Source organism: Pseudomonas sp. H1_D04, assembly GCF_054683855.1.
This window is the reverse complement of sequence record NZ_CP162826.1, coordinates 3,567,965-3,587,748: the sequence shown is the minus strand read 5'-3', so window position 1 is coordinate 3,587,748 and position 19,784 is coordinate 3,567,965. Positions and strand designations below refer to the sequence as shown.

Below are 19,784 nucleotides of genomic sequence, written 5' to 3'. Positions count from 1 at the left end.
GCCCCGTGACCCCTTTCGCCCTGAAGAAGGTAAGTAAAGAAATGAAAGCTCTCGTAGTTATGGCCCTCAGCAGCTTGTGCGCCACCGCCGCCCTGGCCGACGAAGCCCCGACCGAGCTGGCCGGCCAGAACGCCCCGATTGTTGAAGATTACACCTACAGCACCCACTTGGACGTTGCCAAAGTATTGTCCATGAGCGAAGTTCCGAATGTATGTGAAGTTGTACCTGCGAAGATGGAATATGAAGATTCCCAGGGTCAACGCCATATTCTTAATTACAAGATTATGGGCAACGGTTGCTCTAACGGCTAACAACTTAGTCAGTTAGAAAACACCCGGATCTTATTCGCCGCAAGAAATCGTTCTTGCGGCAAAGAACCGGCTTGAGGCACCACGCAGTCCAGATGTGGGGGGAGCTTGCTCCCGATAGCGTCAACCGCCGCACCTCTCTATTACGCCCTACGTCCCGTCCCCTGCCCCCACCCGCAAAAAGCCGCTCATCGCTCCTCAAAAAAAACCAACCCCAGCAAAGCCTCGCAAACACACGCTTTGGCCGAAAACCACGCCATTTTGGCCCTCGCCCGTGACCATCCACCGCAACACAAAACCGAATTTTTCCCTATAATGCGCGGGTAAATCGGGCCTGCAATATCCCTTTACACTGGGACGAAGAGCCAGACCTGAGGCCTCCGCGCGAGCTTGCACCTACCGCTGCGCACCTCAAGCCTCAAGCAGAGTACCCGTAACCCTATTCCGTTTAATGCCTGCGCTAGCTGCTGCAACAAACGATTCCTTAAGATCCACCGCGGCCCTAGGGCCGTGTGAACACCCAACCATCCGGTTTCACACGGGCACCTTTGAGCCCTCACGCAGGAGACGACACGTCATGCTGAGCTGGGACGAATTCGACAAAGAAGAAGAAGGCGAAGTAGCCACCAAAGGCGCCAACGCCGGCCACGCCACCGAAGCCAACATGGACCGCCTCGACGGTGCCGGCGCCGCTGCCGCCATCGAAGCCCGCGCCGTCACCGCCAGTGACTCCGCCGCCATCGTGCGCGCCAAGGCTGCCCTGGACAAACTCGACGTCGCCGAAGGCCTCGCCGAGCTGGAAGGCTCCGCCGCCCGCGTCGCCGTTGACGAAAAGCGCATGATCAACTGCCGCGCCGACCTCAACCAACTCGTGCCCTTCAAGTACGACTGGGCCTGGCAGAAGTACCTCGACGGCTGCGCCAACCACTGGATGCCGCAAGAGGTCAACATGACCGCCGACATCGCCCTTTGGAAAAACCCAGAAGGCCTGACCGACGACGAACGCCGCATCGTCATGCGCAACCTGGGCTTCTTCTCCACCGCCGACTCCCTGGTTGCCAACAACCTGGTGCTGGCCGTGTACCGCCTGATCACCAACCCGGAGTGCCGCCAGTACATCCTGCGCCAGGCCTTCGAAGAAGCGATCCACACCCACGCCTACCAGTACTGCATCGAATCGTTGGCCATGGATGAAGGCGAGATCTTCAACATGTACCACGAGATTCCATCGGTCGCTAAGAAAGCGGCTTGGGGCCTGAAGTACACCCGTTCGATCTCCGATCCGAAGTTTGAAACCGGCACCGTTGAGACCGACAAAGAACTGCTGCGCAACCTCGTTGCTTACTACTGCGTGCTGGAAGGCATCTTCTTCTACTGCGGCTTCACCCAGATCCTCTCCATGGGCCGCCGCAACAAAATGACCGGCGTCGCGGAACAGTTCCAGTACATCCTGCGCGACGAGTCGATGCACTTGAACTTCGGTATCGATGTGATCAACCAGATCAAAATCGAAAACCCACACCTGTGGGATGCCGAGATGAAAGAAGAAGCGACCCAGATGATCCTGCAAGGGACTCAGCTGGAGATTGAATATGCTCGCGACACCATGCCGCGCGGCGTATTGGGCATGAACGCGGCGATGATGGAGGATTACCTCAAGTTCATCGCTAACCGTCGCCTGTCGCAGATCGGTCTTAAAGAAGAGTATCCAGGGACCACTAACCCGTTCCCGTGGATGAGCGAAATCATGGACTTGAAGAAAGAGAAAAACTTCTTCGAAACCCGTGTGATCGAGTATCAGACTGGCGGCGCGCTGAGCTGGGATTGATTCCTTAGCACAGCAACACCAAAAAGCCCTGACTTGTTCGGGGCTTTTTTATGCGAGCTCACTAAAGACTCTCCTTACAAAGCAGCGAATTTACCAAAGTAGCTGACCGCCAAATCCTTCTGACTCGTAGGAAATTTCGTAGACGCAATAATGGCTACTCAGTATCGTCCGAGGGTTTTCTACCCTCGGCGGTTGTATGGACATTACGAAAGACAAAACGGACTGGAGCGACGCGGAGCTGGCAGCTGCGGTCGAGGCGTACTTGAAGATGCTGGCCTGGGAAAAGAGCGGCCAACCGTTCAACAAAGCCCTCGAAAACCGCCTCCTGCGCGAAGGCCCAGTGGCAGGCCGTGCAAAGGGCTCCATCGAATTCCGCATGCAAAACATCTCCACCGTGCTTGTGCGTATGGGCTGGGACCGCATCGAAGGCTATAAGCCTGCGAAGAACGTGGGCACAGGCGTGGAGCAACGCATCCGCCAAGCACTTGCCGCGCAGGGCGTATTCGAATCCGAAGACGCCGCACAAACAGCAGACGAGCAAACGCTTATTCGCCGTGCGTCCAAACTGCAGCAGCAACCTTTCACTCAGCGACCGGACGGCATTGCCCAGCCGCAGCAGGTCTCGACCGTCAGCACCGCTTTTGTTCGCGACCCAAAGGTACGCGCCTGGGTACTGAAAGAGGCCAAGGGCATCTGCGAAGGCTGCGGCTCTAACGCGCCGTTTGAGGTCGACGGTTTGCCATTTCTTGAAGTACATCACGTCAAGCACCTGGCCCAGAAGGGTTCGGATCGCATCACCAATGCTGTAGCCTTGTGCCCCAATTGCCATCAGCGTTGTCACCGGTCGAGTGACCGGGAGGCTTTCACCGAGGGGCTTTACGCCAAGGTCGGAAGATTGGCACGGGAGTAAACTCCTGCTGTCACACCTGATGCACGCTCAAAAAATACTAGATAGGACCGAGGCCAACCCGTGAACCCAGACATGCTCGAAGCCGGCCCCGCTGACGCCAAAGTACTTTCCGTCTTTGACTTCGACGGCACCCTGACCCACCACGACAGTTTCGTGCCCTTCCTCAAGTTTGCCTTTGGTACCGGCGAGTTCTATGGCCGGATGGTCAAGCTGGCGGTGCCTGGGCTGCGCTTTTTGGTTCGGCAGATCAGCCGGGATGAGTTGAAAGCGCAGTTGATCCGCACCTTTATGACAGGGGTGGAGAAGACGTGGGTGCAACAGAAGGCCGAGGAGTATTGCCAGCGCAATTGGGCGCGGTTGATGCGCCCGGCCGGGGTGTTGTCGGTGGAGCAGGAGTTGGGCTCCGGCGCGGAGGTGACATTGTGTTCGGCTTCGCCTGCGTTAGTGTTGCAGCCGTTTGCCAATCGACTTGGGATCAAGTTGATTGGCACCGAGCTTGAGGTAGTCGACGGGGTGTTGACCGGCAAGCTCACCGGGAATAACTGCCGGTGTGAGAACAAGGTGCTGCGGCTTGAGGCGGTGTACGGAGACCTGGGGGAGTATCGGCTCCGGGCCTGGGGCGATACGCGCGGGGACCGGGAGTTGTTGGCGGCGGCGCAGGATGCGCATTTTCGACATTTTCATGCGAAGAAGAAGCGGGCGAAAGCGCTGCGCTGACCATTGTGGTGAGCGGGCTTGCCCCGCGCTGGGGCGCGTAGCGGCCCTAAAACCAAACGCCGCATGCTGTCTGACAGCATGCGGCGTTTTTATTGGGACTGCTGCGCAGCCCAGCGCGGGGCAAGCCCGCTCACCACAGGTTGATCAGACAGCGGTTTTGAGGTCTACGCCCAACGCCGCCGCAAAGGCTTTTACCATCGGGCTGCGCGGGGCGTTTCGGCATTTTCATGCGAAGAAGAAGCGGGCGAAAGCGCTGTGCTGACCATTGTGGTGAGCGGGCTTGCCCCGCGCTGGGGCGCGTAGCGGCCCTAAAACCAAACGCCGCATTCTGTCTGACAGCATGCGGCGTTTTTATTGGGACTGCTGCGCAGCCCAGCGCGGGGCAAGCCCGCTCACCACAGGTTGATCAGACATAGGTTTTGAGGTCTACGCCCAACGCCGTCGCAAAGGCTTTTACCATCGGGCTGCGCGGGGCGTTTCGGCATTTTCATGCGAAGAAGAAGCGGGCGAAAGCGCTGCGCTGACCATTGTGGTGAGCGGGCTTGCCCCGCGCTGGGCTGCGTAGCGGCCCTAAAACCAAACGCCGCATGCTGTCTGACAGCATGCGGCGTTTTTATTGGGACTGCTGCGCAGCCCAGCGCGGGGCAAGCCCGCTCACCACAGGTTGATCAGACATAGGTTTTGAGGTCTACGCCCAACACCGTCGCAAAGGCTTTTACCATCGGGCTGCGTGGGACGTTTCGGCATTTTCATGCGAAGAAGAAGCGGGCGAAAGCGCTGTGCTGACCATTGTGGTGAGCGGGCTTGCCCCGCGATGGGGCGCGTAGCGGCCCTAAAACCAAACGCCGCATTCTGTCTGACAGCATGCGGCGTTTTTATTGGGACTGCTGAGCAGCCCAGCGCGGGGCAAGCCCGCTCACCACAGGTTGGTCAGACGGCGGTTTTGAGGTCTATGCCCAACGCCGTCGCAAAGGCTTTTACCATCGGGCTGCGCGGGGCGTTGTGGCGCAGGATGAGGTTGAAGGCGGTGCTCAAGTGAACTTGCTCCGGGCACAGTGCGCGAAGGCGCCCTTCTCTTAGCAAGGGCTTGGCGTAGTGTTCGGGCAAGAAGCCGAGGAAACGACCAGTAAGGATCAGGATCGCGACGGCTTCGACTTGCGAGGCGGAGGCGGACTGGCTGTCGTAATTGACGAAGTTAGTCTTGTCGCGATGGATCGCATAACGATGGTTGACCACTTCATATTGGCGCAGTACCTCCGGCGTAATGTCGCTCGCAGTAAAAAGCGGGTGTCCTACAGCGCAGTAGGCGTGAGCCTTTTCTTCGTACAGCGGGAAGTAATCGAACTCTTCACGGCGCTGGTACACGGGAACGATACCGACGATCAACCGCCCTTCCACCACGCCGCGTTCAACTTCGTCCAACTGTGAAGCCTGTAGGCGCAATCTTATTTTTGGTGATTCGCTATATAATTTTCCCAATGCGGTAATAAGCGGGGAATTAACATCCGACACGGTGTTATCAATAACCCCGACACTAAGGTCACCAATAAGCTCGTTTTGCGCCGAACTAAGCTTGTCTCTGAAACTGTCCACCGAGGTAAATAACTCGATGGACGCTTGATACACTAACTTCCCTTCTTCGGTCAGCCCGAAGCCTTCTCGACCCCGTGTACACAGGCGCATGCCGATACGAATCTCGAGGTCAGAGATCTGTTTACTGATGGCCGCCAGCCCCACGTTCAGCTCGTTTTGCGCAGCACTGAAGCCGCCGGCTTCGACCACGGCCATGAATACCCGCAGCAATTTGAAGTCCAGTCCGCTCAGTTGCAGCGGTGGTCTTGTGCCCGGTTTGGGTGGCAGGTTTCCAGAAGTGGAAAGTGGAGTTTCCATAATACGCGTTGACCTCAAGTACCATATTCAACAGGCTTCAACCCAATCCTTGAACATAGCCAGGCGGCGATAATGAACATAAACATCCGCCCTTGGCAACCTTGAATACGGCGCGTCAGACGCTGATTCAGTTTAGTTGAAAACCTTTTTTTACTGCCTCCGACTCTTCTAAAAACAAGCGTGAGGAATACCCATGTCTCAGTCCACCGACCGCCTTTGGGGCGCTCGTTTCAAGACCGGTCCGTCTGCTGCGTTGGCCGCGTTGTCACGTTGCCCTGAGCGCTATTTTCGCCTGACGCCCTACGACCTGGCGGGCTCACGCGCCCATGCCCGTGAGTTGCAGCGCGCCGGTTTGCTGGATGAATCGGAGACCTTGCGCACCCTCGAAGCCCTGGACCGCATCGGTGAAGACTTCGCCGCCGGCCGCCTGCATCCAACCCTGGATGACGAGGACGTACATACCTTTATCGAACGCGTCTTGACCGAGCGCCTGGGCGCCCTGGGCGGCAAGCTGCGCGCCGGTCGTTCGCGTAACGACCAGACAGCTAACGATCTGCGCCTTTTCCTACGCGACCATGCACGCACCATCACCACCGAGGTGTTGGGTTTGCAGCAGGCGTTGGTGGAACAGGCCGAGCAGCATGTCGAGAGCATCTGCCCCGGCTTTACCCATTTGCAGCAGGCCCAACCCATCGTGTTCGCCCACCACTTACTGGCTCACGCGCAGTCGATGTTGCGCGATGTACAGCGCCTGGTGGATTGGGATGCGCGTACGGCGTTGTCGCCATTGGGCGCCGCAGCAATGGCGGGCTCGGCGATTGCGCGGCGGCCGGAGCATTCGGCCAAGGAAATGGGCTACACCGGGCCGTGTGAAAACTCGATCGACGCTGTGGCCAGCCGCGACCATGTGGCGGAGTTCCTGTTTGTGGCGGGCATGCTGGGTGTGAATATTTCGCGGCTGTCGGAAGAGTTTTGCCTCTGGTCGTCGCGCCAGTTTCGCTGGGTGGTGTTGGACGATGCCTACGCTACCGGCAGCTCGATCATGCCGCAGAAAAAGAACCCGGACATTGCCGAGTTGGCCCGGGGCAAGGCTGGGCGTTTGATTGGCAACCTGACCGGGTTGATGTCGACGCTCAAATCCTTGCCGCTGTCGTACAACCGCGATTTGAGTGAAGACAAACACAGCGTGTTGGACAGCGTGGACACGTTGCTGCTGGTACTTCCAGCCATGGCCGGGATGGTGGCGACCATGAAAGTCCAGGTGGACGAACTGCGGCGCCAGGCACCGATGGGTTTTACCTTGGCGACCGAGGTGGCGGATTGGCTAGCCACCCGTGGTGTGCCGTTCAAGGAGGCCCATGAGATTACCGGCGCGTTGGTACAAGCCTGTGAGAAGCATGAGATTGAGTTGTGGGAAGCCTCAACGGCGATGTTGGCCGAGGTGGATGCTCGGCTGCTGCCTGAGGTGCGGGATTGCTTGACGCTGGAAGCGGCGATTGCGGCACGCAGTGGCTGGGGTGGGACGGCACCGGAGCGGGTTCGAGAGCAGATTGGACGTTTGAAGATTGCATTGGCGGCTCAGCAGCAGTGGGCTGAGAGCTATCAGGGCTTTCGGATTTAAGCCTGTCAGAGGTGTGGTGCGGGGGCTGACGCTTTCGCGAGCAAGCCCGCTCCCACATTTGGACCGAGTACATCAGTAGTAGCGTCATCAGTTTTGGAGAATCACCATGAACCAAACCCCGGCCGAGCGCTTGGAAATAGAGCGCAAGCTGTCCGAGAACCAGTTCGACATAACCCAGTACGAACACGTGCCGCGCCGCTATTACGGACGGATGTTTTTTGCCACGTTGATAGTGATTGTGTTGGCCGCACTGTTGCGCGCCTTCGCCAATGGCCAGATCGAATGGTCCTACATCGGTCAGTTCCTCACGTCTGAGGCCATTCTATGGGGCCTGGTGAATACCATCGTCATGTCGATTCTGGCGATGGCGCTGGGTGTGGTGATCGGCGTGATCACGGCAATCATGCGCATGTCGGCCAACCCGATCCTGCGCTATGTGGCCATCACCTACACCTGGCTGTTCCGCGGTACACCGCTGATTTTGCAGCTGTTGCTGTGGTTCAACCTGGCGCTGATTTTCCCGGTAATCGCGATTCCCGGCCTGTTCAGCATCGACACCGTTGACCTGATGACGCCGTTCGTGGCCGCCCTGCTCGGCCTCAGCATCAACCAGGGTGCCTATACCGCCGAAGTGGTGCGCGCCGGTTTGCTGTCAGTGGACACGGGCCAGTACGAAGCCGCCAAGTCCATCGGCATGCCGAGCTTGCAAGCGCTGCGTAGGATCATTCTGCCGCAGGCCATGCGCGTGATCATTCCGCCTGTAGGCAACGAGTTCATCAGCATGGTGAAAATGACCAGCCTGGCCAGCGTCATCCAGTACTCGGAGCTGCTGCACAACGCGCAAAACATCTACTACGCCAACGCCCGGGTCATGGAGCTGCTGATCGTTGCCGGTATCTGGTACTTGGCGGTGGTGACTGTTCTTTCATTTGGCCAGAGCCGTCTGGAGCGTCGTTTCGCTCGCGGCGCCGGCAAGCGTTCGTAAGTTTGGGTTGAGGAGATTTGCCCCATGAGAAGCATCGTCAAGGCCGTCAACCTGAACAAGTATTACGACCAGTATCACGCGCTGCGCGACATCAATATCGAAGTCGAGCAAGGCGAAGTGATGTGCATCATCGGCCCGTCCGGGTCGGGCAAAAGCACGCTGCTGCGCTGCGTCAACCAACTGGAAAAAATCGATAAGGGCGGCCTGTGGGTCGACGGCGAACTGGTGGGTTACCGGGTCGTCGGCAACAAGCTGCATGAGATGAACGAATCGCAGATCGCCCGACAGCGCCTGGCCACCGGCATGGTGTTCCAGCGCTTCAATTTGTTCCCGCATATGACCGTGTTGCAAAACATCATCGAAGGCCCGTGCCAGGTGCTCAAGCGCTCGCCCAAGGAAGCCATCGAAGATGCATTGGAACTGCTGGCCCGCGTGGGCCTGGCGGACAAACGCAATGCCTATCCGGTGGAATTGTCCGGCGGCCAGCAGCAACGCGTGGCGATTGCCCGTGCGCTGGCGATGCGTCCCAAGCTGATGTTGTTCGACGAACCCACGTCAGCCCTCGACCCGGAGCTGGTAGGAGAAGTGCTGTCGGTGATGCGCGATTTGGCCACCACCGGCATGACCATGATCGTGGTCACCCATGAATTGGGCTTCGCCCGTGAAGTGTCCAACCGCATGGTGTTTATGGACGCCGGCCAGATTGTGGAAGCCGGCAGCCCCGAAGAAATTCTAATAAGCCCACAAAACCCGCGTACCCAAAGCTTTATTTCTGCCGTTCGCACTTAACTAAAAACTAACGAGAACGCCCCCATGAAAAAATTGTTTATCCCAACGATGCTCGCAGGCCTGATGGCCTCCACCTGTGTATTCGCGGCCTTGCCGGCGGCCATCAAGGACAAGGGTGAGATCAGCGCGGCTATCGTGCCGAACTACCCGCCGATGGATTTCAAGGACCCGGCCACCAATAAACTCACCGGCTTTGACTTCGACCTGGGCAACGCTCTGGCCGAGCGCCTGGGCGTGAAGATCAAGTGGCAGGAAACCGGCTTCGAGCAAATGCTCAGCGGCCTGACCACCAAGCGCGTGGACATCGTGCTGTCGGGCATGTCGGACACCGCCGAACGCCAGAAATCCGTAACCTTTGTCGACTACTTCACGAGTGGCCCGCAGCTGTACACCCTGGCCAAGCGTGAAGAGATCAAGGAACTGACTGACCTGTGCGGTAAAAAAGTCGGCACCAGTCGCCGGACTACTTGGCCGTCGGAAATTGCCGCGTGGAGCAAGGAAAACTGCGAAGCGGCGGGTAAACCGGCAATCGTGGTGATCGGGACTGAAGGTTCGGCGGATGCGCGGGCGCAGTTGCAGCAGAACCGGTTGGATGCGGCGATGCAGGGCAGCGAGACGATTCCTTATCTGATGTCGTTGGATAAAGGTAAGTACAAGCCGGTTGGGCTGGCGATTTCCAAGCAGTTCACCGGGCTGGGGATTGAGAAAAGCAACACTGAGCTGGTGACCGCGATCAGTGAGGCGCTGCAGGGCATGATTGATGATGGGACCTACGGCAAGATTTTGAAGAAGTGGGATCTGGAGCAAGGGGCGGTCGAGAAGATCACCATTAACGCTGGCCAATAACTCGGTCTAAAAAAATGTGGGAGGGGGCTTGCCCCCGATGGCGGTGGTTCTGTCACCTGATGCTTGGCTGTACACCGCTATCGGGGGCAAGCCCCTCCCACACTGGATTTTTGTTGTTCAAAAAAGATAACAAGAACATCCGACCCACCGTGGCCACCTACTCCCTGGTAATCCGCCGCCTGATGATTTGCTCGGTGACCATCGTGGTCAGCCGCGCCATGACCAGCCCGTTGCTGGCCCTGCTGCTGAGCACGCGCCTGGGCCTCAACCAGCAGGACATCGGTCTGCTGATGGGGATCGCCGTGTTTATCGCCACGCTGCTGGGCCTGTACGGCGGCTACATCATTGACCGCCTGGAAAAGCGCAAGCTGCTGATCCTGGCCATGCTCTCCAGCGCCATCGGTTTTCTGTTGCTGACCTTTGCCAGCAACCTCTACCTGACCACACTGACCCTGGTAATCACCGAAGCCGCGTCGGCGCTGTTCCTGATTGGCTCCAAAGCGATCATCAGCGAAAACCTGCCAGTGGGTGAGCGTGCCAAGGTGTTTTCCCTGCGCTACACCCTCACCAACGTCGGCTACGCCACGGGCCCCATGGTGGGTGTAGTAATTGCGGGGCACATGCAGTTGGCGCCGTTCCTGATCGCCAGCGCAATTGCCTTCTGCAGTGTGTTCCTGATGATCGGCATCCCACCGACTCAACGGGACGAAAGCAACAAACCGCTGAGCTTTCTCAGCACCCTGCGCACATTGCGCAACGACCGTGCATTGATTCTGTTCACCGGTGGCAGCCTGTTAAGCACCATTGTCCACGGGCGCTACACCCTGTATCTGTCACAATTTCTGCTGGTGGCCTACAAGCCTGCGCAAGCTCTGAAGATTCTCTCGGCGGTGCTGGCATGCAATGCCATTACGGTGATTTTGATGCAGTACCAGATAGGCCGGTTTCTCAAGCGTGAACAACTGCGCTACTGGATCGTGCTGGGGACGTTGCTGTTCATTGCCGGTTTGATCGGTTTCAGCCTGGCGGACAGCTTGGTCACCTGGTGCCTGGCGATGTTTGTATTCACCTTGGGCGAGATGATCATCTACCCCTCGGAGTTCCTGTTCATCGACACCATCGCCCCCGACACCCTGCGCGGCAGTTACTACGGTGCACAGAACCTGGCCGCCTTTGGCGGAGCGTTGAGCCCGGTGATTTGTGGGTACTTGCTGATCAATGCGGCGCCCACCAGCATGTTCTATGCCTTGGGCGCACTGACAGCTGTGGGTGGCACCTTGTGTTTCCTGAGTGGGCGGCGGGTTGCAGGTTCTTGCTGATATTTACATGGGATCCCGCTATTAATAGCGAAACTTCTCACGGACCCGAGCCTCATGAAATTCGACACGGCCTACAGTTTGAGTCTCGATGACAAGCTGTCGATCTACGACGTGCGTGACCTGAATTTCGACGAAACTGCCGTATACGACTCCGACACTGACCATTTCCTCTGCCCCAACGATGCGTGCCGAGGGACGTTCGATACGGGCAATGCGTTGAGCACATTCAATGCAAAAAACGTCAACTATGTGCGCACGCCGCACTTCAAGAACAAAACCAGCACCCAGCATATCGAGGGCTGCCGCTATGCCAGCACGCACAGGGGCGCTGCGGGGGAAACTGAAGACGAGCGCGAAGACCATTTCCCGTCGGAATTTGTACTGACCCGACGAACGTACCCGCGCAACACTCCGGTGACCGGTGCCGAAGCTCAAATCCCAGCGTCACCTGCGAAAACACCTTCAAACCGAACCAGCACGTCCGTCAGTTCCAGCGACACCACCCCGGATAAAACCAGCGTATTCGCCCACCCGGTGGAATGTTACGTGTCCAACATCGACGACAAGGACACGCTCAAGCGCATGCCGCTGAAAATCGGCGATCACACCGCGACCTACTGGACGTTTTTCAAGAAGATCGAATACCTGCAAGACAGCAAGGGCCTGATCTATTGGGGCAAGATCAAGGCGATCAAGGACTACACCAGCAGCTTTCGCATCGACTTCGAAAAGAAGGTGTGGCTCGACAAGAAGCCCTACTCGGTCAACGTTTATCTGAGCAAAAAACTCATCGAAAACTACCGCAAGCGCACGGCGTTCCTAGAACAGATCAAGGCGGCAGTGGACAGTGAGCGTGCGCTGTATTGCTTCTTCTACGGGGTGACGCCAGAGCTCAAGCATGTGCCCAGCAAGAAGAATCCCGAGCAAACGTTCGGGGTGTTCAGCGCGGATATCGAGAACCTGGATCACCTGATTATTCGGGAGGCGCCGGGGTTGGAATAGTCAGTGGTAAAAAGCCATCGGAAAAATCCAGTTGATGAGCGGTCAAAACAACTGTACAAAAACACAGTATAGTTTGTCCTCCCCCGTCGAACCCTGGAGAAACCCCATGTCCTCTCTGGCAATGAGCTCTTTCGTAGAACAGCAGATCGTCCTGCACCAATTCACCGCCAAACACAGCGCACAAGCCCGCGCGATGCTGGGCTGGAGTCGGGAAGACCTGGCCCGTCATGTCGGTGTGGCGGTGGAGGCTATTCAACGGTTTGAAAGCCAGGGTGACAGCGATGATGCAACGCGCCTGGCGCTGGCGTTTCGGCTGGAGGCTGAAGGGCTGGTATTTTTCCCAGGCTTTGCGCCGGGCTGGGGAATGAGTGCGCGCCGCCTTAATATCACGCCACCTGAACCCGTGGCACAGGGCATCATGTCTCGGCTGATGGGCTCAACCACCGCATCAATAGACTCTCCCAATGCCCAACCGAATGGTGCGTAAAGCCTATCCAAGTCAGCGGACCAGCCGGCACCTTTAACCAGGTCTCATGCCGGCGCACGCTACGTAGGGAGATCAACGAGTGGGATTGCCCGACGCCACAGTCAGCCCCTACCGTGCATCTGCATGGCCACGAACACTGCGATACCCCTGCACCAGGACTGCCAGTGAATCCTTCGACCATCGTGCACCGTAGAACCACAACGTAGCCCCGGCTCCCAAAGGCTCGCCCAGCCTTGGGTATCCACTCCAACACGCCTGATGGAACGCGGCACTCTGACTGTCCGATACCAGCGCATCCAGCCGATGCTCAGTCATAAGGTCGTCGATTTCATTACGCGTGTGGAGGTCGAATTGCAGCGAGCCATCGACCTGTTGTGCAGACACCGGTACAAGGAGCGCACCGGCCTGTCGTAATTGCTCCAACGCTCGCAGGAACGGCGCCCGATGCTTGAGGGGTTCTTGATCACCGTTGCGCTCATATCGGTCGGCAAAACCTACGCGCCGGCCAGCCAGCATGCTGAGGGCAGTAAAAGTGCTGTTGTTCTGCACCAGAGGCACCTCCACCATCACCGGTCCCTCGGGTTCGATGCCGCTCAAGGCAATCAGCGTCAATGAGGGGGTCACGCACGGGTTTTATCGGCAGGGCCGGCGCGTTATATCCGGGGATCAGGACGCCATCCCTGGGATGGACTTGAACGTGTGGATCGCCACAAAAAGCGATGTTGCGGGGAGAGGGCTGCTCAGAGGACGGAGCGTGGCACGACGTTGCCCGACCGGCTATATCCATGAGTGCAGCCAGCGGCTGCCCTAACTGGCAAACCGCCTCTGTTCGCGGATGTTTACTGCATTTTTTTTCCACCAAAACTACCCCCTGAACCGTGATTTTCCGGGGATCATCGCATCCTTCACTGGCGTGTGTCGCAGCCCTGAAACAACATGAAAACTCCTTTTTCCCACACCTCTTCCATCAGCTCAAAAGCTGCTCTTGTGCATCTTTTTGAGTTTCAACTTCCAGCCACCATGCATACCCACGCTCAGGCTGATTCAAGCTGAACGCCTGGCCCATGGGTGGCGTAGTGATCGACACATTGCGCTCCCAAGCCAGCGCCATAATGCGGTCAAACGGTTCGTGCCAGGCATGAAACGCCAGGTCGAAGGTACCGTTGTGGATCGGCAGCAACCAGCGGCCCTTGAGGTCGATGTGCGCTTGTAGGGTTTGCTCCGGCTGCATGTGCACATGGGGCCAGTCAACGTTGTAAGCACCGGTTTCCATCAGCGTCAGATCGAACGGGCCGTATTGCTCGCCGATGCGCTTGAAGCCATCGAAGTAACCCGTGTCACCGCTGAAGAAAATCCTCCGCGCACCGTCGATCATCACCCACGAACACCATAGGGTCTGATTGGCATCAAACAGGCCACGCCCGGAAAAGTGCTGAGCCGGCGTTGCCACAAAACGGATGCCGTCTACCTCGGTGCCCTGCCACCAGTCCAGTTGGCGAACCTTGCTGGCGTCGACACCCCACTTGATCAAAATGTCACCCACGCCAAGCGGTGCTAGAAAATGACGGGTCTTGTTGGCCAATTGGACGACAGCCTTGCGGTCCAGATGGTCGTAATGGTTGTGGGAAAGAATCACCGCTTCGAGATCAGGCAGCTCTTCAAGGCTGATCGGCGGCTGATGGAAGCGTTTGGGGCCGGCCCAACTGAATGGGGAAGCACGCTCGGCGAACACCGGGTCGGTCACCCAGAACTTACCGCGCATTTTCAGCAATACGGTGGAATGCCCCAAGCGAAATACGCTGTGATCAGGCGCCGCCAACAGTTGCTCGCGCGTTAGAGGCTTTACCGGAATCGCCCCCACCGGTCGCGTGGTGCGCGGCTTGTTAAACACCATGTTCCAAAAAATACGCAGCGTTTTGCCAAGCCCGCCATGTTGCACAGGGGCGTCGTTGCTGAAGTGCGCCTTGCCCTGCTCTGCCGGCTTGAGCGCTGCAGACGTGCGGTCGACGCGGGGTGAGATGGTGGCCATTGCAGAGTGACTCCTACGGTCCGCTCATAAATTACACTGCACAGTGTAGTTTCAAGATTGCAACAAAACAGAGAGCAAGTAAACTACCGAGTGTAATTTTCCTTCAAGAGCTGAGCGCCCTCCATGACTGCCCCTCAACGCCTCACCGACCGCAAACGCCAAGCCATCGTGGCTGCTGCCATCGCTGAGTTTCGCGATAACGGTTTCGAGGTCACCAGCATGGACAAGATCGCCGCCACCGCCGGCGTTTCTAAGCGCACGGTGTACAACCACTTTCCCAGCAAGGAAGAGTTGTTCGCCGAGATTCTCCACCAGCTCTGGGCCAGCAGCGTCGCTCAGCTTGACGTCTGCTATGCCAGCGACCGCCCGCTGCGTGAGCAATTGCGCGGATTGCTGGAGGCAAAGATGAAGATGATGTCGGACGCCAACTTCCTCGATCTCGCCAGAGTCGCCATCGCGGCTACCATTCATTCGCCGGAACGTGCGCAAGACATGGTTACCCGCCTGAGCCAGCGCGAAGAAGGCTTCACCCAGTGGGTGCGCGCCGCCCAGGAAGACGGCCGTCTCTCCTGCACCGACCCGGCATTTGCCGCCCATCAGATCCAGAGTCTGCTCAAAGCCTTCGCATTCTGGCCGCAGATTACCCTCGGCCAACCAACCCTGGACGCCGCCAACCAGGCCAGCGTGATCGAGTCCGCCATTGACCTGTTCCTGGCCGGCTACGAAGTCAGGCCCACACCCGCCCAGTAATGCCTGTTGTGTAAGCGACACTTAAGGTCGTATTTGACGCTTTCGCCCTCTGTTTTGCGTAAATGGCCTGGAAGGACACTGATTATTCCCACCGGAATAACTGACAATATTCATCGGCCTTATCCGATCAACGGTTCATCCAGCGAACGTGTGCCTTCATATAGGTAGAAAAGCAGCTCAATCAGGACTTTATGGAAAACAGACAAGGCAAAGGACTCTCGTTTGCCAGGCGCATCTACAGGCCCAGAATCATCGGCTCTGCCATGTGCAGCATCAGTGTAATAGCCGCCCTGTATCCGTTGGCGATGCCGGGGTGGGTCTGGGCAGCGCTGTTGGCCAATGGTTTTGTCTGGCCGCACCTCGCGTATCAACTGGCGACCCGCGCCAAAGTCCCCTACGACGCCGAGCGACGCAATCTGGTGTACGACGCGTTATTCAGCGGCTTTTGGGTCGCGACGTTGCAGTTCGCGCCGTTAACCACCGTGACCTTGCTGTCCATGGTGTCCATGAACAACGTCGCCGCTGGCGGCAGATACCTGCTGTTACGCGGAGCACTGGCGCAACTGCTCGGCGCCGGCGTCGCTGTTTTGCTGTTTGGCCTGCACTTCAACCCTGGCATCAGCGTGGTCCAGGTCTACGCGTGCCTGCCGATGCTGACCTTCTACCCCATGGCCATCGGCATGATCTGCTATCAATTGGCGATCAAACTCTCGGACCACAAACGCGCCCTCCGTGCCTTGAGCCGCATCGACAGCCTCACGGGATTACTCAATCACGGGTCCTGGAAAGACTTGTTGCACCTCAAGTTCCACAAGTGCCAGCAACAACAAACCCACGGCACCATTGCGCTGATCGATATCGATCACTTCAAACAGATTAACGACACTCATGGCCATATCGCCGGCGACGCCGTGCTGCGCCAGTTGAGCTTGGAATTAAGGCGCCACTTGCGGGAAAACGACTTGGCTGGACGTTACGGGGGCGACGAGTTCTGTGTGATTCTTCCGCGAATGAACCAAGAAGAAGCCGCACAGGTTATGGAGCGCATGCGCGAAACCTTCAGCAACTACCGCGCCCCACACATCCCTGAGCTGCGCGTGAGCCTGAGCATTGGCTTGGCGGACTTCCAGCCCTCCTTCACCAGCGCCGCTATGTGGCTGAATGCGGCAGATCGAGCGCTATATGCAGCGAAAGATAACGGCCGCAACCGGGTGAATGTCAGCGACGAAAGAGTCGCCTATTCGGCCTGATACAGCCTCCAGCGCACCCGCGGAGATAGCACAGAGCCACCATCTGTCGCCTACCCAAAAAAGGTCCTGCCCTTGGGGCGAACTTCTTGGCAATCTGATCACTCTGAATCCCTTGTTCCACCTCCCTCTGTCGGCAGCAGGAAGCCGACAATGAGCACGTCAACCGTAGGCCGAGCGCCGTACGGGGCAGGCGCCTATACATGGAAAACTCAGACTCTGCCTGCCCGAGCCGCCACCATGCTATTCAACACCCATAAAAAAACCATCAACGCCCTGCAGCACACGGTTTCCCACCAAGCCAGCATGCTGGATGCCATCGAGCGCTCCATGGCGGTGATCGAATTCGATCCGCAAGGCAATGTATTGCGGGCCAATGACAATTTCCTTAACACCATGGGCTATCGCGCAGAGCAAGTTGTGGGCAAGCCCCATCGAATGTTCTGCACACCGGCGTTCGCCCGCAGCGCCGAGTATGACCAGTTGTGGTCGAACCTGCGCAATGGCCAATTTCAATCCGGAACGTTCGAACGCCAGGCGAGCAATGGGGAATCGGTGTGGCTGGAAGCCAGCTACAACCCAGTCCGTGATGAGGCAGGGCACGTGATAAAGGTGGTTAAGTTCGCCTTGGACGTGACCCCGCGCCTGCAAGCCGAGAGCGAAGCCAGCGCCAAATTGGAGGCGATCGACCGGGCCATGGCGGTGATCGAGTTCAACCTCGACGGCACCATCATCACGGCCAACGCTAACTTCCTGCAGCGCATGGGCTATAGCCTCGCGCAAATCCAGGGCAAGCATCATCGCCTGTTCTGTTCTGCGGAGCTGGCCAACAGTTCGGCTTACACCGAGTTCTGGAAGCGCCTCAACCAAGGTGAGCTGTTCAGCGGCCAATTCGAGCGAGTGGATAAGAACGGCCGGACGGTGTGGCTTGAAGCCAACTACAACCCGGTATATGACGCCAGCGGGCGCCTGTGCAAAGTGGTGAAATTTGCCTCGGACGTGACCGCCAAGGTGGAGCAACATGCCGCCGATGCGGCAAGCGCGTCTCAGGCGTATCACATTTCCCTGAACACCCAGGACATCGCGGAAAAAGGCGCCGAAGTGATTCAGCAAAGTGCCAACGGCATGCGCGAAATTGCCTCAGACATCGACGGTTCTTCGCAACTGATCGCCAAGCTGGGTGAGCGTTCGCAGCAGATCACCGCCATCGTCAACACCATTGGCGGCATCGCCGACCAGACCAACCTGTTGGCGCTCAACGCGGCCATCGAGGCGGCGCGCGCGGGTGAGCAAGGGCGTGGGTTTGCCGTGGTGGCCGATGAAGTTCGGCAACTGGCCGCACGCACAAGCCGTTCGACGGCGGAAATTTCCAGCATGATCGCAATGATCCAGAACGAAACGCGCCAAGCCATCGACAGCATGGACGGTACCCGCGACCGTGCAGCCCAGGGCGTGGACTTGGCCAACCGCGCCGGGACCGTGATCCTGCAAATACGCCAAGGCACTAACGAGGCGTTACAGGCGGTGAGTGCGTTTGCCAATGACCGTGTCCGCCACTAAGTAGGATTTGGGTTATTCATGTGTAAGACAGGTCGCCAGGACTATAGTGAACCAACGTCTTAACCGTGATGACCCGAGCCCGCCATGACCCCAGAGAAGCCTGAAACCGCACCTATTGACCACATGCGTTTCCACCGCCCCCACGCTCACCTGGCGCCGACTTTCGGTAACGATACCTTCGCGCTGAAGGCCGAAGCCTTCGCCCGTTTCTTCGGCACCCCGACCTTCCTCGGCGCGCAAACCGCGATTGTGGTGCTGTGGGTGGTTCTGAATGCGACCGGCATCACTCACTTCGACGTGTACCCGTTCATCCTGCTCAACCTGGCGTTCAGCTTGCAATCGGCCTATGCCGCGCCGCTGATCCTGTTGGCCCAGACTCGCCAGGCTGCGCGAGACAAGGCGCAGTCAGACGCCGACGCGCAACATCGCGAAGCCTTGGCCACTGCCAATACCGAACGCCAGGCCCAGGCCGCTCAGACCACCAAACAGCTGCTGGAATTGCTGGAGCAAAACACCCGACTGACGGAAATGACCAAGCAACTGACCGAGCATATCGAAAGCCTGACGTGCGAAATGCATGAGCACTTCGTACGAAAAACCTAACGATCCGGCAACCGTACATGCTGTCCCAACTCATCAAACAACGTGACCACCGAGCGCAATGCCCGGCAATCGGGACGTGTGAGCAACCACAGCGCCGTGTCATGCCCTGCCAATGCAGGGCCCAGTGGTTGCAGACCCTCATCAAGCAGAAAGTCCGGCAACGCCGCCACACCCATTCCCGCCCGCACCAATTCGGTCACCGACAACATGCTGTTGCAGCGATAGCTGGGCCGAATTCCCGGCAAGTGTTCGCGGCGCCAGGCGACGGTGGGATGATCGGGCAGGAAGTCATCCGGCGCGATCCAGGTCAGGTCGGCCAGTTCACGGCCTGCATGACGGCGGGCATAGTCGGCGCTTGCGTAGACTTGGTACGACACGGTGCCGAGGCAACGTCCTACGAGATGCTCAGGTGGAGTCTTGGTCAGGCGTAGGGCGATATCTGCATCGCGGCGGCTGAGGTTGGCGAAATCATTGGAGGTGCTCAGTTCCAGGATCAGCGCAGGGTAGTCCGGCATGAACTGCGCCAATGCTGGCAGCAACAGACCTTGCAGCACCAAGTCAGTACAGGTCAGGCGCACTGTGCCGCTGATCACCTCGCCCCCCTGCTCCACCCCGATACGCGCCGCTTCGAGGGCCAGTTCGGCGCGTTCAGCCTGCTGCGCCAAGTTGTTGGCCAGGCTGGTGGGCAGGTAGCCGGCGCGGCTTTTTTCAAACAGTGTCTGGCCCAGTGCCGCCTCCAAGCGTCGTATCGCGCGAAACACCGTGGACACATCCACCCGCAACAACGCTGCCGCCCGCGCCAGGGAGCCGCCGCGCACAAGTGCAAGGATCAGCGAAAGGTCAGCGTAGTCAATTGAATAGTGCGTCGGTGCATTGAGCATATGGGCAAACGC

Annotated in this window: 19 protein-coding genes; 15 read left to right on the top strand and 4 right to left on the bottom strand. The window is 58.2% G+C overall.

Going from position 1 to position 19,784, the window contains the following annotated elements; all coding sequences use genetic code 11:
* Positions 1-41: 41 nt before the first annotated feature.
* From AB4N82_RS16615 to AB4N82_RS16600, 4 genes are all read left to right on the top strand, one after another.
* The gene (locus tag AB4N82_RS16615) at positions 42-311 is read left to right on the top strand and encodes a DUF2790 domain-containing protein (protein WP_032886743.1); all 270 of its coding nucleotides are present in this window, start codon (positions 42-44) and stop codon (positions 309-311) included.
* 574 nt (positions 312-885) lie between these two features.
* Positions 886-2,136: a ribonucleotide-diphosphate reductase subunit beta gene (locus AB4N82_RS16610; RefSeq protein WP_005790649.1), complete on the top strand. Its 1,251-nt coding sequence runs from the start codon at positions 886-888 to the stop codon at positions 2,134-2,136.
* A 196-nt stretch (positions 2,137-2,332) separates the two neighbouring features.
* A complete protein-coding gene (locus AB4N82_RS16605; protein ID WP_122763764.1) occupies positions 2,333-3,046 on the top strand; it encodes an HNH endonuclease in 714 nt (237 codons plus the stop codon).
* Positions 3,047-3,118: 72 nt separating this feature from the next.
* Positions 3,119-3,763, top strand: a complete 645-nt coding sequence (locus tag AB4N82_RS16600; protein ID WP_032891078.1) for an HAD-IB family hydrolase — start codon at positions 3,119-3,121, stop codon at positions 3,761-3,763.
* A gap of 930 nt (positions 3,764-4,693) precedes the next feature.
* Here AB4N82_RS16600 and AB4N82_RS16595 read toward each other — a convergent pair.
* A complete protein-coding gene (locus tag AB4N82_RS16595; RefSeq protein ID WP_032891077.1) occupies positions 4,694-5,653 on the bottom strand; it encodes a LysR family transcriptional regulator in 960 nt (319 codons plus the stop codon).
* A gap of 193 nt (positions 5,654-5,846) precedes the next feature.
* Between AB4N82_RS16595 and argH the strand changes: the two genes are divergently transcribed.
* The 7 genes from argH (at position 5,847) to AB4N82_RS16560 (ending at position 12,702) form a co-directional block, all read left to right on the top strand.
* Positions 5,847-7,274, top strand: coding sequence for an argininosuccinate lyase (gene argH, locus AB4N82_RS16590; protein ID WP_122763765.1), 1,428 nt, complete (start codon positions 5,847-5,849; stop codon positions 7,272-7,274).
* Positions 7,275-7,380: 106 nt separating this feature from the next.
* A complete protein-coding gene (locus AB4N82_RS16585) occupies positions 7,381-8,259 on the top strand; it encodes an amino acid ABC transporter permease (protein WP_025859372.1) in 879 nt (292 codons plus the stop codon).
* Positions 8,260-8,283: 24 nt separating this feature from the next.
* Positions 8,284-9,048, top strand: a complete 765-nt coding sequence (locus AB4N82_RS16580) for an amino acid ABC transporter ATP-binding protein (protein ID WP_010208290.1) — start codon at positions 8,284-8,286, stop codon at positions 9,046-9,048.
* A 24-nt stretch (positions 9,049-9,072) separates the two neighbouring features.
* Positions 9,073-9,894 carry an ABC transporter substrate-binding protein gene (locus AB4N82_RS16575; protein WP_032891075.1) on the top strand — a complete coding sequence of 274 codons (822 nt, stop codon included), beginning with the start codon at positions 9,073-9,075 and terminating at the stop codon, positions 9,892-9,894.
* 149 nt (positions 9,895-10,043) lie between these two features.
* Positions 10,044-11,213 (top strand): MFS transporter, encoded by a 1,170-nt coding sequence (locus AB4N82_RS16570; RefSeq protein WP_122680797.1) that lies wholly within the window; start codon positions 10,044-10,046, stop codon positions 11,211-11,213.
* A 54-nt stretch (positions 11,214-11,267) separates the two neighbouring features.
* On the top strand, positions 11,268-12,215 hold the full coding sequence (locus tag AB4N82_RS16565; RefSeq protein ID WP_122763766.1) for a hypothetical protein: 948 nt from the start codon (positions 11,268-11,270) through the stop codon (positions 12,213-12,215).
* A 106-nt stretch (positions 12,216-12,321) separates the two neighbouring features.
* Entirely contained in the window at positions 12,322-12,702 is a 381-nt protein-coding gene (locus tag AB4N82_RS16560) for a helix-turn-helix domain-containing protein (RefSeq protein ID WP_032891073.1), read from the top strand.
* 108 nt (positions 12,703-12,810) lie between these two features.
* Here the strand turns inward: AB4N82_RS16560 and AB4N82_RS16555 are convergent, their stop codons facing one another.
* Together AB4N82_RS16555 and AB4N82_RS16550 are read right to left on the bottom strand one after the other, a co-directional pair.
* Complete coding sequence (locus tag AB4N82_RS16555) at positions 12,811-13,326, bottom strand: hypothetical protein (RefSeq protein WP_460102236.1); 516 nt, start codon at positions 13,324-13,326, stop codon at positions 12,811-12,813.
* A 343-nt stretch (positions 13,327-13,669) separates the two neighbouring features.
* Entirely contained in the window at positions 13,670-14,731 is a 1,062-nt protein-coding gene (locus tag AB4N82_RS16550) for an MBL fold metallo-hydrolase (RefSeq protein WP_122680729.1), read from the bottom strand.
* 123 nt (positions 14,732-14,854) lie between these two features.
* Between AB4N82_RS16550 and AB4N82_RS16545 the strand changes: the two genes are divergently transcribed.
* The 4 genes from AB4N82_RS16545 (at position 14,855) to AB4N82_RS16530 (ending at position 18,891) form a co-directional block, all read left to right on the top strand.
* Positions 14,855-15,481, top strand: coding sequence for a TetR/AcrR family transcriptional regulator (locus AB4N82_RS16545; protein ID WP_032891070.1), 627 nt, complete (start codon positions 14,855-14,857; stop codon positions 15,479-15,481).
* Between the two features lie 191 nt (positions 15,482-15,672).
* Positions 15,673-16,731 carry a diguanylate cyclase gene (locus AB4N82_RS16540; protein WP_032891069.1) on the top strand — a complete coding sequence of 353 codons (1,059 nt, stop codon included), beginning with the start codon at positions 15,673-15,675 and terminating at the stop codon, positions 16,729-16,731.
* Positions 16,732-16,968: 237 nt separating this feature from the next.
* Positions 16,969-18,288, top strand: coding sequence for a methyl-accepting chemotaxis protein (locus AB4N82_RS16535; protein WP_122680731.1), 1,320 nt, complete (start codon positions 16,969-16,971; stop codon positions 18,286-18,288).
* 84 nt (positions 18,289-18,372) lie between these two features.
* The gene (locus AB4N82_RS16530) at positions 18,373-18,891 is read left to right on the top strand and encodes a DUF1003 domain-containing protein (RefSeq protein WP_032891067.1); all 519 of its coding nucleotides are present in this window, start codon (positions 18,373-18,375) and stop codon (positions 18,889-18,891) included.
* Here the strand turns inward: AB4N82_RS16530 and AB4N82_RS16525 are convergent.
* Positions 18,888-19,772 (bottom strand): LysR family transcriptional regulator, encoded by an 885-nt coding sequence (locus tag AB4N82_RS16525; protein WP_122763767.1) that lies wholly within the window; start codon positions 19,770-19,772, stop codon positions 18,888-18,890. The two genes, AB4N82_RS16530 and AB4N82_RS16525, sit on opposite strands and share 4 nt — an antisense overlap.
* Between the last annotated feature and the right edge of the window lie 12 nt (positions 19,773-19,784).